The 13,695-nt window shown below is 64.7% G+C and carries 10 protein-coding genes; 1 reads left to right on the plus strand and 9 read right to left on the minus strand.

Features of this window, described 5'->3' with window-relative positions; all coding sequences use genetic code 11:
• Window position 1: 1 nt before the first annotated feature.
• The 6 genes from CCOS864_RS12860 to CCOS864_RS12885 form a co-directional block, all read right to left on the minus strand.
• Window positions 2-541 (minus strand): phage tail protein, encoded by a 540-nt coding sequence (locus CCOS864_RS12860; RefSeq protein ID WP_115086655.1) that lies wholly within the window; start codon window positions 539-541, stop codon window positions 2-4.
• Between the two features lie 38 nt (window positions 542-579).
• On the minus strand, window positions 580-924 hold the full coding sequence (locus CCOS864_RS12865) for a DUF6916 family protein (RefSeq protein ID WP_115086656.1): 345 nt from the start codon (window positions 922-924) through the stop codon (window positions 580-582).
• Window positions 921-1,421 (minus strand): GNAT family N-acetyltransferase, encoded by a 501-nt coding sequence (locus CCOS864_RS12870; RefSeq protein ID WP_115086657.1) that lies wholly within the window; start codon window positions 1,419-1,421, stop codon window positions 921-923. The genes CCOS864_RS12865 and CCOS864_RS12870 overlap by 4 nt, the downstream gene beginning before the upstream one ends.
• Window positions 1,422-1,535: 114 nt before the next feature.
• On the minus strand, window positions 1,536-3,635 hold the full coding sequence (locus CCOS864_RS12875) for a site-2 protease family protein (RefSeq protein ID WP_115086658.1): 2,100 nt from the start codon (window positions 3,633-3,635) through the stop codon (window positions 1,536-1,538).
• The gene (locus CCOS864_RS12880; RefSeq protein WP_115086659.1) at window positions 3,632-4,951 is read right to left on the minus strand and encodes an efflux RND transporter periplasmic adaptor subunit; all 1,320 of its coding nucleotides are present in this window, start codon (window positions 4,949-4,951) and stop codon (window positions 3,632-3,634) included. The genes CCOS864_RS12875 and CCOS864_RS12880 overlap by 4 nt, the downstream gene beginning before the upstream one ends.
• Complete coding sequence (locus CCOS864_RS12885) at window positions 4,948-5,688, minus strand: efflux RND transporter periplasmic adaptor subunit (RefSeq protein WP_415842516.1); 741 nt, start codon at window positions 5,686-5,688, stop codon at window positions 4,948-4,950. Before CCOS864_RS12885 ends, CCOS864_RS12880 begins: the two co-directional genes overlap by 4 nt.
• Window positions 5,689-5,943: 255 nt before the next feature.
• Here CCOS864_RS12885 and CCOS864_RS12890 point away from each other — a divergent pair, with 255 nt between their 5' ends.
• Complete coding sequence (locus CCOS864_RS12890; RefSeq protein ID WP_115086661.1) at window positions 5,944-7,710, plus strand: GMC oxidoreductase; 1,767 nt, start codon at window positions 5,944-5,946, stop codon at window positions 7,708-7,710.
• 77 nt (window positions 7,711-7,787) lie between these two features.
• On the opposite strand, the gene CCOS864_RS12895 is transcribed toward CCOS864_RS12890, so the two are convergent.
• From CCOS864_RS12895 to CCOS864_RS12905, 3 genes are read right to left on the minus strand one after another with little or no spacing between them, the layout of a single operon-like run.
• Window positions 7,788-9,434 carry a fatty acid--CoA ligase gene (locus CCOS864_RS12895; protein WP_115086662.1) on the minus strand — a complete coding sequence of 549 codons (1,647 nt, stop codon included), beginning with the start codon at window positions 9,432-9,434 and terminating at the stop codon, window positions 7,788-7,790.
• An 11-nt stretch (window positions 9,435-9,445) separates the two neighbouring features.
• Window positions 9,446-11,218, minus strand: coding sequence for an acyl-CoA dehydrogenase C-terminal domain-containing protein (locus tag CCOS864_RS12900; protein WP_115086663.1), 1,773 nt, complete (start codon window positions 11,216-11,218; stop codon window positions 9,446-9,448).
• Window positions 11,211-13,685 carry an efflux RND transporter permease subunit gene (locus CCOS864_RS12905; protein WP_115086664.1) on the minus strand — a complete coding sequence of 825 codons (2,475 nt, stop codon included), beginning with the start codon at window positions 13,683-13,685 and terminating at the stop codon, window positions 11,211-11,213. Before CCOS864_RS12905 ends, CCOS864_RS12900 begins: the two co-directional genes overlap by 8 nt.
• Between the last annotated feature and the right edge of the window lie 10 nt (window positions 13,686-13,695).

The following is a 13,695-nucleotide window of genomic DNA, read 5'->3' on the forward strand; positions in this document are numbered from 1 at the left end:
ATCAGCTACGCGTAGGGAAGGTGCCTTCTAGCGCAATGATGTAGGTGACGCCCAGGTACGGATTACGGTTGCCGAATGGCTGGCCGCCGCCGGCCAGGCTCAGCGAGTTGGGGGCCAGGGTCACCGCACCGGTCATGTCGCTACCGTAGATGTTCACGGTGTTGCCGGCGGTATCGGCCGCGCGCGCCAGGTACAACGATTCGCTGCCCACGTCGCTGCTGCCGCCAACCGTCGAGATCACCTGCGCATGGCCGTGACTCGGCAGCTGGTTGTAGGTCAAGGCAATGTTCTCGACCCCGCCCACCTCGCCCAGATCGATATCGCTCAGGCCCGGCCCCTGCCCGGTTCCAATCGGGCTACGCCCGCGCAGGTCCGGCAGGCCGAAGGTGTTCTGGCCATTGCCGCCGTAGATCGTGCCAAGGATCGAAAACAGCGCCGCGTTCTGCGCGATAGGCAGGATCTGGGCCTGGCAGAGGGCATATCCGCGAGGCGCGAAATTGCCGCCGAACATCTTGATTTCACCGAGAAATGGTTCGCTCATCGGGCATTTCCTTACGTTGCGTTGTTGGAATCTCGGGCCTAGCCGCAGACCGCCTGGGGCGGTGCTTGGCATTCGCGATGGATCACCACTTCGAGGGTGTGGCGCCCGTCTGCCTCAGGCAGTGTCGGGGTCATCAGCAACACCCACTGCTGCCCCGCCGGGCCACCCAGGCGATACACCGCCTGGGGCAGCCGCACGGCGGGAGGCAAGGCAAAAACCGCGCTATAGCATTCATAACGCGCGCTCATCGGCGTACCGTCGAGCACTTGCAGCAACGTCAGCGGCAGCGCCTGGTCCGCGGCGAGCCAGAGTACGAAACCCTGCACGGGTGCCTGGGCCAGTTCGTCGCGGCTGGGGATGAGGTAGAGATTCTGTTCGCTCATGAGGCAATCCTGTCGGCGCGCACCGGTGCCTGGCGGCGCATGCGCAGGTAGACACCGGAAGTATTGATGGCCTCAAAACCGAACCGGGCATACAAGCGCAGCGCCGGGTTGTAGGGCTCGACCGACAACTCGACGGCCAGCCCGCGTTCATCGGCGCGCTGGAGCAGGTCCGTGAGCAAGCGGGTGCCAAGCCCCTGGCCGCGGCAAGCCGGCAGCAGGGCGATATCGATGAGGTTGAGGGTGGTCTGGCCCCAGAACAGGTACAAGCGGCCGATGGGCTGCCCGTCTTGTTCGATGAGGTAGAATTCGGCGTCGTGAAAATGTACTTGATAGTACTGGTGCTGAGCCTGGAACTGCTGGTCGAGAAAGACCGCAATGGCCTCGGCAGACCAGCCGCTAGGGGCCATTTCCTCGCTGCGAGTGCTGGCGTAGAGCATCCGCAGGAAATCCAGGTCGGCAGCTTCCATCCCTCGAAGGGACACCGCGAACTTCATCATGAACGCAAACTTCCCTGTTTGGTTGGAACGCTTGGACCTGGAGCAAAATGATCGGCTGATCAGTGTGGCATTAAACTGATGGCAGATTAGTCCAATTGTTGAACAATCGCACGCTTAAAATCCACTTTCCCTTACACCTAGTGCGGCTACTCGTCGCCAGGCCGTCGCCACCAGCGATTCGCCACTACCTTCAAGCACCACAAGGCCACGGACAGGCTGTGAAACACCTGTTTGCGCGCCGTCTTGAAGGGTAAACCGCACCCCGTATTGCGCCTGCAATGGCTGGGCGCGGTTGTCCTCATCGCGGCGCACGGCAATTGGCCCCCGATGCTCGGAAACCAGCGCTTCCTGGTCAATATAGGCGACTCCGGTGGTGTCGATATCATCCAGCTGCACTTTCAGCGAGGCGCGCAACGGGTCGTCTGCGACAAAGCGCCCGGGCGCACCGGGCTGGACCCGCCACAGATCGGCTTCGGCCAGGTAGCCGCGCAGGCGCGTGCCCTGCTCCACCACTTCGGCCAGGGGCAAGCGCGCCGCCACCCAGCGGCCCGGCCCCAGATCGCCGAGCAGATCGCGCACGATCCCGGCATGCGGTGCGCGCAGCTTCAGCCGTTCACGTTGGGCGACAAAGCCGCGGTACTCGGCAACAGCCTCGGCCAGGCGCTGCTCAAAGATGCCACTGTCGCCAGCGGTTTCGCTGCGCCCGGCCTGACGACGCAACTGCAACTGCAGAATCTCGATTTCGCGGCGAATGATGCGCAGGCGCGAATCCAGGTCCGGGGACTCCAGCTCCACCAGCAGCTCATCCTTCGCCACGCGCTGGCCGTCATGCACCCGCACCTGGCGGATACGCGCCGCCGTCGGCGCATGCAACGCGCTGCTGCGCGATGCCTCGAGCATCGCCGGTGCTTCGACGTCACTGCGCCAGGGCACCAGCAACACCGCCAGCAATGCCAGAAGCCCCAGCCCTAGCAGCATCACCCGCCTGGGTTGGGCCTGCTCACGCTGTTGCCACCAGTGCCGGCCTTCGCGCCAGACCGGCAAACCGATAAACCAGACCAGCTCCACCAGCATCAGGAAAATACCCAACACCTTGAAGAACAGGTGATAGACCGCCAAAGCGATGCCAAAGAACAGCACGGCCCGCCATAGCCACGAGGCATAGCCCCAGACCAGCAGGCGCCGACGCATGCCGGCCGACCAGGGTTCGGGGGCCGGCTCGCGATAGCCGAACAGTGCCTCGCGCAGATGCCAGCGGCACAGGGCGTAGGCCCGGCCCTGCAGGTTGTCCACCGCCCACAGGTCACTGAGCAGGAAGTATCCGTCAAAGCGCATCAACGGATTGAGGTTGATTGCCAGGGTGGTAAGCCAGGTGGCGGTGGCCAGCATGAAGGCCGCCGTGCGCCCTGCGCCGTCCGGCAGCAACGACCAGGCCAGCAAGGCAATGCAGGCCAACAGCAGCTCGGCAAGGACTCCGCCGGCGCCGATCAGCAGCCGGGTGCGGCGATCCTGCACGCGCCAGGCATCGCTGACGTCGGTATACAGCATCGGTAACAGCACCATGAACGCCAGGCCCATGCTCGGCACCCGGCAGCCGGCGCGTTTGGCCATGTAGGCGTGACCGAACTCGTGACACAGCTTGGCGAAACCCAGGGCGATGGCGAAGGCGATCACGCCGCCGAGGCTGAGCAGGTGCGGAAAGGTCGCCAGAAAGCGCTCCCAGTCACGCATCACCAGCAAGACCCCCAGCCCCAGTACCAGCGGCAGGCCATAGCGCAGAAGCCTGGGCCCGAAGCGCGCCAGCCACGGCCAGGTGCGATTGAGGAAGGCATCCGGGCGCCAGAGCGGAATGCGGAAAAACAGGTACTTGTGCAGCAGCTGGGTCCAGATCCCCTGGCGCTGGTTCGCGGCCTTGAGCGCGTAGCTGCCGCGTTGTTCATCATCGCCGGGCGTGACCAGGTCGTGGCCACGCAAGAAGCGCAGCAATTCTTCCACGGCCGCCGCCGGCAACGGCACCCCCGCTTCGCTATTAGCGGCGGCCAGGACTTGTGCCGGGTCGCCCAGTGCCCAGTGGCGCAACAGGCGCATTGCCGGGGCACCGAGCTTGAAATAGCGCCCGCGCAACGGGTCGGCCAGGGTCCATTGTGGCGCGCCGTCCAGCCCCGCTGAGCTGGACGAGAGCTGCAGGTCCGGGCGCAGGGCGGGCAGGCTCACACCCCCACCGCCTGGCGCAGCGCCGCCAACGGTCGGCGCAACAGGTACAGGGCCAGCGGGGCGCGCTGACCGAAGACCTTGGCCGTGCCACGCAAGCCGATCCGCGGTGGCCCGGCACTGAAGCGTGCGTCCAGCCGGTAGGCCAGCTGCCCGGCCGGCGTGGTCTGGGCCTGATAGGCGGCGCGTTCAAGCTGTGCGCTATGACGATGCAACGGATCGCTATCGAGAAACAGCGCCACCTCGGCGCCCGGTGCTAGGTCGATGGCATCGGCAACGGGCAATTCGATACGCAGTTCGGCCTCGGCCGGGTCGGCGATTTCCAGCAGGCGTTCACCGGTTTGCACCGGTTTGCCGGTTAAGCGCTGGGCGTCTGCAAAAACTGCGATGCCCTCGCGTTCGGCACGCACTTCAGTGCGCGCCAGCAGATCGCGGGCGTAGTCGTATTCAGCGCGTTTCTGTTCGACCCGTGCGGCCAGCAGGTCAAGCCGGGCACCGGATTCGGCATCGGAGAAGGCCCGCTGGGTATTGGCCTTGAGTTCGGCCTCGGCGACGCCGAGGGTGCGTTCAGCCACATCCGCCTGCGCCTTGAGGCTGGTGGCGTCAAAGCGCAGCAACAGCTGGCCGATGGTCACGCGCTGGTTGGGTTTGACCAGGAACTCGGCGATCACCCCATCCAGTGGCGCCGCCACCACCTGGCCGTTGCGCGGCACGACTTCGGCCGGCGCCAGCACCGACTGGCGCACAGGCACGAACAGCAACAGCAGCACGATGCTGGCAAGCGCCCAGCGGGTCCGTAGCGGCCAGCGCAGGCGCCACGGCTTGCCAGGCTGCAAGGCCCGCCAGGCATGGCTGTAGCAATCCCCCAACTGCACCAGCAGTGCTTGTTCAGCCTCGCTCCAGGGCGTGTCGCGGGCCAGCCAGAGGCCGCCGAACACTTCACCTCGACGGTCCTTGAGCGGTAGCCAGAACGCTTCGGCCGCCGACAGTGCCTGCCAGTCCTCGCGGCTGGCGGCATCCAGCGCCTGGGCGCGCACCGGCGCGGCATTGGCCAAGTGCTTAGCGGCTTCCAGGCAGCCGACCGCACGCTCGATGAACGCCACGAACGGCGCATTGGGTTCGACCACACTGATGCCGGTGAGCGCCCGGACCTTGCCAGCGATCAGCAACACGGCATGGCGGTAGCCGAACAATGCCTGGCCATCGTTGACCATGGCGAAAGCCAGGGCCTCGACCGTGGCAGCGGCCCGGGCCTGGCGCTCCAGGCCCAGGTAATGGGCCAGCAGTTGTTCGAGCACACCCGGGACGGGGGCGTTCATGGCTGGTCGGCAAAATGCGCGGTACCGCTCATTCCCGCCAGCAAGCCCGGGCTGTTGGCCGGCAGCGTGCCGATCAACAACAAGGTCTGGCTGCCTTCATCAATCCGAGCGCCGAGGCGCTTGACCGAGGCATCGAGGGGTTTGCCGGTTTCGTCGGGGGTAAAGCTGAACTTCTGCTCCGGCTTGAGCCGCCCCAGCCAGCGCGAGGGCACCAACAGGTGGACTTCCAGGGAGCGGTTGTCGACGATCTCCAGCAGTGGCGTGCCACTGGCGACACTTTCATGGGCCTGGACCTTGCGGGCGACCACCTGCCCATCGAAAGGGGCCTTGACCTGGCAACGCTGAACCTGCACCTGGTACACCTGGGCTTCAGCCTGAGCCTGGGCCTGGCGGGCCTCGGCCAGGGCCACCTCGAAACGCCCTACTGAATTGAGCGCAGCCAGTTGCTGCTTGTTGCGCAGCTCTTCACGGGTGGCTCGCACCGCAGCACCGGCAGCACTCTGCTGCGCCTGGTAGGCGCTGCAGTCGAAGCGCACCAGCACATCGCCCTTATTGAACGATTGGCCTTCGGCATAGGGTATTTCCACCACCCGCCCGGCCAGTTCACTGGCCAACAGCGCCTGGGAGCGCGCCCGCAACACGCCACGGACCTCGCTGGCGGTGGAGGTAGCACCTTCGAGCAACGGGTCAGGGTCCGTTGCGGCCTGAGCCCATCCGCTGGCCATCACCAGCACCATCCACCACGCTGATCGCTTCATGTTGCTGCATCCTTGCGGTTATGGCCGGATGCTATCAATCTTTTCGGCCATCCGGAAGTCGGATGCCGGTCCATCCGGCTGGACTGCATGACCCTTCCCACCCCGACCAAGTGATCTTGAAATGCCACTTTGCTCTGCTAGCGTTAGCAGCGCACCAGCGCATCCCCGCGTTCGCGGGATGCAACTGCGGTACAAGGACGATAGACCCTCTGCCAACAATGATTGGAGGCAACAATGAGCGCAGTCACCAGTTCGACCAATTTCGGTCATGGCTACCCCACCCCCGGCCCACAAACACCCAACGCACAGAAGGTGCTGGACCATGTGTTCTTTCTCTCCGAGTCCGCCTGGAAACAGGTCCGCGAAGAGGAGCAGTTCGACTTCATCATTATCGGTACCGGCTTCTGCTCCCTGGCCTTCGCCGAGCGGATCCTGAGCAGCAACCCCAAGGCGCGGATCCTGATGGTCGAACGCGGGCCGTTCTTCCTCCCCGAGCACTTCCAGAACCTGCCGATCCCCTACCAGAAAACCCTCGGTGGCTTTTCCGAAACCTTCCCCTGGACCCTCTCGGCCCGCACCGCCAACCAGCCACCGGGCAACATCGGCTGGCAGCACGGCATGGTGCCGTTCTTTGGCGGGCGCAGCATCATGTGGAGTGCCTGGTGCCCACGGCCAACCAAAGATGAAATGGCCTTCTGGCCCGAGCAGACCATCGCTGCCGCCGAGGCCCGCTTCGAGTCGGCCGAGAGGCTGCTCAACGTGATCCCGGCCGACAAGATCGACACCCAGCTCGACCCGCAGGTGCGCGCCCATGTAACCGAGCAGCGCCCGGTCTACGGCACCCTGCAGCTTGAGTTGCAGAATATGCTCGAGCACAACATCGGCAAGATCGACTCGGCCACGCGCTGGCTACCGGCGCCACTCGCCGCCGCTGCCGACCGTGCTGGCGGCGTTGACTTCGCCAAGTTTTCGACCCCGGCCTCGATCATGGAACTGGCGGGCAAACAGGCCGACCTTGCCGCCGCCGGCACCGGCAGCCCGCTGCGCATCATTACCGAGTGCATTGTCGAACGTATCCACCAGCAGGATGGCGTGGCCACTGCGCTGCAAACCTCGCGCGGGGTGGTCAACATCGGCAATGCCAAGCTGATCCTGGCCATGGGCACCCTGCCGCCGGCGACCTTGCTGATGAACTCGTTCCCGCAGGTCAAGCGTGCTGGCGATCGCTTTACCGCGCACTTCATCACCTCGGTGGTGGCGCGGGTGCCGCGCAAGGACTACCCGTTCGCCGCCAAGCTGGCCGAGCTGGAACTGGCGGCGATCTACCTGGCCGGCAAGAACCAGGACAACGGCATGCAGTATCACGTGCAGCTGTCGGTGCTGTCTGACCGCGAGCCTGCAAAGAACGCGCAGAAAGCCGCGCGCTACATGCCTGACGTGGTGGCCACCGCATCCATGGCACAACTGGAATCGTCGAAGGATTACCTGGTGTTCGTTTGCGCCGTGCTCGGCGAGATCGACTTCCGCAACCCGGAAAACCACTTCCACCTCAACGGCCAGGCCGACCCCACCACCAACGTCAACCTGCAGGTGCTGGCCAGCGAAACCGATCGGCAAACCTGGGACACCATGGATCAAGGGACCTTCCAGATGATGGAACGGGTGTTTGCCCCCGAGGGCAAGGTCGAATACTGGCATGGCGACCCGAACCTGGGCCATTGGACCAGCGAGCGGCCAAGCATTCCTGAGCGCCGGGTGGCCGGGCTGGTGCACGAAGGCTCGACGCTGTGGATTGGCGACAAGGACGAAGGCGTCGTTGGCCTGGATTACCGTCCCCATGGCGTGGAAAACGTCTACGTCACCGGCGGCGCGCTGTGGCCGGCCAGCGGTTCGTGGAACCCGACCATGACCATGGTGGCCCTGGCCCAGGACCTGGCTGACCAACAACTGCACTGCATCAATGCCGTCCAGCCGCTAACCTCGGACCTGACCGAAGTCTGACAGTAGGAGCGGGCTTGCCCCGCGATGAGGCCAGTCAAGCCCATCGCGGGGCACGTCAAAATACCCACACGCTATGTTCAGGCCCTGCAGTGGCGTTGGCGAATCAGCTTCTTGTCGATCTTGCCGACACTGGTTTTCGGAATCTCGCTGACAAAGCGCACCAGCCGCGGGATTGCCCATTTGTTCAGGTGACCGCTGTCGACGAAAGGCTGCAGGTGCCGAGCCAGCGCTGGCTGGTCCAGCTCGACACCGGCTACGCAGACCACCAGGGCCAGGGGCTGCTCGCCCCATTGCGCATCGGCCACCCCGACCACCGCCACCGAATCGACCCCGCTGTGCTGGCTGATCAGGCTTTCCAGCTCCACCGAACTGATCCATTCGCCGCCGGTCTTGATCACGTCCTTGATCCGGTCGCGGATCTGCAGCATGCCGCGCTCATTGATGCAGGCCATGTCGCCGGTGTGCAGCCAGCCGCCGGCCCAGAGTGCGGCACCCTGCTCCGGCTCCTTGAGGTAGCCCTGGGTCAGCCATGGCGCGCGGACGACGATTTCGCCGAGGCATTCGCCATCATGGGCAACGTCTTCGCCTTGTTCGTCGACGATGCGCAGGTCAACCAGCGGGATCGGCACCCCGGCGTTGATGCGCAAGGGCAGTTGCGCTTGCATGGGCAGCGCCAGGTCTTCAGCGCTGAGGCGGGTGACGCTGAGCAACGGGCAGGTCTCGGACATGCCATAACCGCAGTGCACGCGAATACCCCTGGCGCTGGCCCGCGCCGCCAGGCCCTGGGTCAGTGCGCTGCCGCCCAGCAGCATTTTCCAGCCACTGAGGTCGGTGCGCCGGCCTTCTTCGCAGTCGAGCATCATCTGCAACAGGGTCGGCACGCAGTGCGAAAAGGTCACCTGCTCTTCACGCATCAGCCTCACCAGCTGGTTGGGTTCGTAACGGCCGGGATAGACCTGCTTGATGCCCAGGGCCGTGGCCACGTAGGGCACCCCCCAGGCATGCACATGGAACATCGGCGTAATGGGCATGTACACATCGCCCGAGCGCAGCAACGGCTCGCCCCCGCAGGCAGCGAAGGTGCCCAGTTCGTTGAGGGTGTGCAGCACCAGCTGGCGATGGCTGAAGTACACGCCCTTGGGGTTGCCGGTGGTGCCGGTGGTGTAGAACAGGGTCGCCATCGAGTTCTCGTCGAAATCGGCGAAGTCGAAGTGCGTGCCCGCGCCGGCCAGCAGTGTTTCGTACTCGCCCAGCAGTGGCAGTTCACTGCTGATATCAACGCCGTCGCTCAGGCGGATGTAGCCTTTTACCGTCGGCAACTGGTCGCGCAACTGGACGATCAGCGGCACAAAGTCGTCATGCACCAGCACCAGGTGATCCTCGGCATGGTTCATGGTGTAGCGCACCTGCTCGGGTGACAGCCGCACGTTGACGGTATGCAGCACCGCGCCGAGCATCGGCACGGCAAAGAAGCACTCCAGCGCGCGGTGGCTGTCCCAGTCGAGCAAGGCCACGGTGTCGCCGGGTTTGACTCCGGCCCGGGTGAGCACATTGGCCAGGCGCTGGATGCGTTCGAGCAAGGTGGTATAGCTGTAGCGCAGTTTGTCGGCGTAGACGATTTCCTGGCTGGGCTGATAGCGCACGCCTGACAGCAGCAGGCGCTTGATCAGCAACGGGTAGCTGTAGGCCCCGGGGGCCGGTTGCATGATGCGGGTGGTGGTCATGGGCGCGTCCTTCACAGTTGCTCGGCCTTCAGCAGGTACAGGCTTTGGCTGCCGGCCTTGACGCTAGCGCTGAGCGAATGGATGCGCGGCAGCAAGCGCGCAAAATAGAAGCGTGCGGTGCCCAGCTTGCTCTGGTAGAAGGTGCCGTGCTGATCCAGGACGACGTCAGCCATCTGTGCCCACAAGTAGGCATACAGCGTGTAGCCAAACACTTGCAGATACTCCACCGCCGCCGCGCCGATTTCCTGGGGGTTGCCCTGGGCGCGATCGAGCACCCAGGCGGTCAGGTCGTCCAGGTTGGCCAGCGCGAGCAACAACGGCGTCTTGAACTCGGCGCGTGACGGCGTCAGAGCCTGGGCAAATGCCTTGATCTCCTGCGCCAGCGCCGCGTAGCTGCGGCCACCGTCGGCAACCAGCTTGCGCCCGAGCAGGTCCAGGGCCTGGATGCCATTGGTGCCTTCGTAGATCTGGGTGATACGGCAATCGCGAATCAGCTGCTCCTGGCCCCATTCGCGAATGTAACCGTGGCCGCCGAACACCTGTTGACCGTGCACGGTGGTTTCCAGGCCCATATCGGTCAAAAATGCCTTGGCCACCGGGGTCAGCAGCGCCACCCGTGCTTCGGCCTGGGCACGCTCATCGGCTTTTTCACTGTACTTGGCCAGGTCCAGTTGCAGTGCAACGTAGGTGGAGAACGCCCGCCCGCCTTCGTTCAGCGCCTTCATGGTCAGCAGCATGCGCCGTACATCCGGGTGCACGATGATCGGGTCGGCCGCCTGTTCAGGCGCCTGCGGCCCGGTAGATGCGCGGCTTTGCAGGCGTTCGCGGGCATAGGCAACGGCGTTCTGGTACGAGCGCTCGCCCAACGCCAGGCCCTGGATACCCACGCCCAGGCGCTCGTAGTTCATCATCGTGAACATGGCGTTGAGACCTTTATTGGCCTCGCCCACCAGGTAGCCGGTAGCGCCGTCGAAGTTCATCACGCAGGTGGCCGAAGCCTTGATACCCATCTTGTGCTCGATGGAGCCGCAACTCACCGCGTTGGCCTGGCCCAACCCGCCGTCTTCCTCGACCATCAGCTTGGGGACCAGGAACAGCGAGATGCCCTTGGCGCCGGCCGGTGCATCCGGCAGCTTGGCCAGCACCAGGTGAATGATGTTCTCGGTCAGGTCCTGCTCGCCGCCGGTGATGAAGATTTTCGTGCCAGTGATCCGGTAGCTGCCATCGGCCGCAGGTTCGGCACGGGTACGGATCAGCCCCAGGTCGGTGCCGGCATGAGGTTCGGTCAGGCACATCGACCCCGACCAGCGCCCTTCATACATAGGCGGCAGGAAGCGCGCCTTGAGCGTCTCGCTGGCGTGATTGAGCAGCGACAGACAGGCCCCGGCGGTGAGCATCGGGTAGAGGGCGAATGACAGGTTGGCGGCGTTGAGCATCTCCTCGACCTGGGCGGCAATGACCTTGGGCATGCCCATGCCGCCGTATTCGCTGGCCCCGGCCACGCCGACCCAGCCGTCTTCGGCGTAATTGCGATAGGCCTGGGCAAAACCGTCCGGGGTGCTCACGCGACCGTCTTGCCAGCGGCAACCCTGCTCGTCGCCACTGCGGTTGAGCGGCGCCACCTGCTGGGCGATGAGCTTGCCGGCCTGCTCGAGAATTGCCCGCGCGGTGTCGCTATCGACCTGCTCGGCGAGGGCCGGGATCCGCGCCCACTGGCCGGGGATGTCGAATACTTCGTTGAACAGAAAATCCATGTCGCGCAACGGTGGTAGGTAATCAGACATGCGATGAACACTCGGCTTTTGGGTTGTTGACGTGCAGCCCCTCGACGTCCGTGGGGCTGGGTGAAGGCGCCCGTGCCTTGCTGGCGGGCAACAGGAAGTGCGACAGCGCCGGGATCAGGATCAGCGCACCGAGCATGTTCCAGAGGAACATGAAGGTCAGCAGGATGCCCATGTCGGCCTGGAACTTGATCGGCGACCAGGCCCAGCCCACCACCCCGGCGGCCAGGGTGATGCCGACCAGGCCCACCACCCGGCCGGTAAAGGCCACGGCATTCTTGTAGGCCTGGGCCAGCGACAGGCCCTGGCGCTGGTAATGCAACTGCACGCTGAGCAGGTACAGCGCGTAATCCACGCCAATGCCCACGCCCAGGGCGATCACCGGCAAGGTGGCGACCTTGACGCCAATACCCATGGTCACCATCAGCGCCTCGCACAGCACCGAGGTGAGCATCAGTGGCAATACCGCCACCAGGGTCGCGCGCCAGCTACGAAAGGTGATCAGGCAGAACAGCGTCACTGCCAGGTACACCAGCAACAGCATGCTGCGGTTGGCGTCGCGCACCACGATATTGGTCGCCGCCTCGATCCCGGCGCTGCCGGCCGCCAGCAGGAACTGGCGATCCTCGCCGCTGTTGGCCTGGGCAAAGCGCTCGGCAATCGCCACCACCTGATCGAGGGTGTCGGCCTTGTGGTCCTTGAGGTAGGCGATCACCGGCATCAGCGAGCAATCGTTGTTGAACAGTTCCGGGGCATTGACCGAGGCTTGCTGGGCGGCGTAGTTGAGCACGTCCTGGTTGCGCTGGATGCTGCTCAGCTTGGGGTTGCCCTCGTAGGTGCCTGCGGTTATCTGCCGGACCGCGTTGGTCAGCGACAGGGTGGTCTGCACTTGCGGGTTCTGCTGTAGCGCCCAGGCCAGGCGGTCGGCGAGCACCAGGGTCTGGTAGCGCAGGCAGCCTTCCGGGGCGGTCTTGATCATCACCGCAAAGGTGTCGCTGGACAGCGCGTAATGGCTGGTGATGTAGGCGTTGTCGCGGTTATAGCGCGAGTCGGCGTGCAGCTCCGGGGCACCGCTGTCGAGGTCGCCGATCTTCAGTTGCAGGCTCAGCCAGAAACCGCCGGCACCGAGCAATGCGGCCACCAGCACCGCGGCGCTGGCCCATTTGCGTTCGGTGAAGCGGTCGAGCACGTCCCAGAGTTTGCCGAAGCCACGGTGCTCGGCCGCGCGCAGGTCGATACGCAAGGCCCGTTCCGCCGCCTTGCGCCCGACGCCCACGTACGACAGCGCCACCGGCATCAACAGCAGCGAGGTGAAGATCAGCACGGCGACGCCGATGCTGGCGGTAATCGCCAGGTCCTGGATCACCGGGATATCGATCAGCATCAGCACGGCAAAACCCACCGCATCGGCCAGCAAGGCGGTAACGCCGGCGACGAACAGGCGCCGGAAGGTGTAGCGCGCAGCGATTTGCCGGTGGGTGCCGCGACCGATGTCCTGCATGATGCCGTTCATCTTCTGCGCCGCGTGGGACACGCCAATGGCGAAGATCAGGAACGGCACCAGGATCGAATACGGGTCGATGGCATAGCCCAGCCAGGCGACGATACCCAGCTGCCAGACCACCGCCGTCAACGAGCACAGCACCACCAGCAAGGTACTGCGCACGCAGCGGGTGTAGAGGTAGATGATCAGCAGCGTGGTCAGCACCGCCAGGGCGAAGAACAGCATCACCTGCAGCAGCCCGTCGATCAGGTCGCCCATCAGCTTGGCGAAGCCGATCACGTGCAGCTTATAGACACCACCCGCTTCGTAGTGCGCGCGCAATTGCTCGAGCTTGACCGAGAACCCGTGGTAGTCGATGCCGGCGCCGGTCGCCGAGGCCTGGTCGAGCAGCGGCACGATGAGCATGCTTGATTTGAAGTCGCGGGCCACCAGGCTGCCGACGATGTTGGCCCGCTCGATGTTCTGGCGCAGCTGCTGGATGTCGGCGGCCGAGCCCTGGTAGGCATCGGGCATCACCGGCCCGCCCTGGAAGCCCTCTTCGGTGACTTCGGTCCAGCGCACCGCCGGGCTCCACAGCGACTTCATCCAGGCGCGGTCGACCCCCTGGCTGAGGAACAGCTCGTCGTTGATCTGGCGCAGGGTCTGCAGGTAAGCCGGGTCGAAGATATCGCCACGGGTATTTTCCACCACCACCCGCAATGAATTGCCCAGGCCGCGCAGGGACTGGCGGTTGTCCAGGTAATTCTGGATGTAGGGATGGCCCTGCGGGATCATTTTCTCGAAGCTGGGCCGCAGTTCCAGGCGGGTCAGGGCCATGTAGCCCAGCACCACGGTGACCAGCAGCATGCACAGCATGAACGGCAGCCGATGGTTGAACACCAGGCGTTCGAGACGATTGCCGGAGCGCGCGTCGAAGTCGCCGAGGTTGCGGATCACCGGCAAGGTGTCTTGTTGGATGTCGGCCATCAGGGTTTTC

This window comes from Pseudomonas wadenswilerensis (assembly GCF_900497695.1).
Lineage (GTDB): Bacteria > Pseudomonadota > Gammaproteobacteria > Pseudomonadales > Pseudomonadaceae > Aquipseudomonas > Aquipseudomonas wadenswilerensis.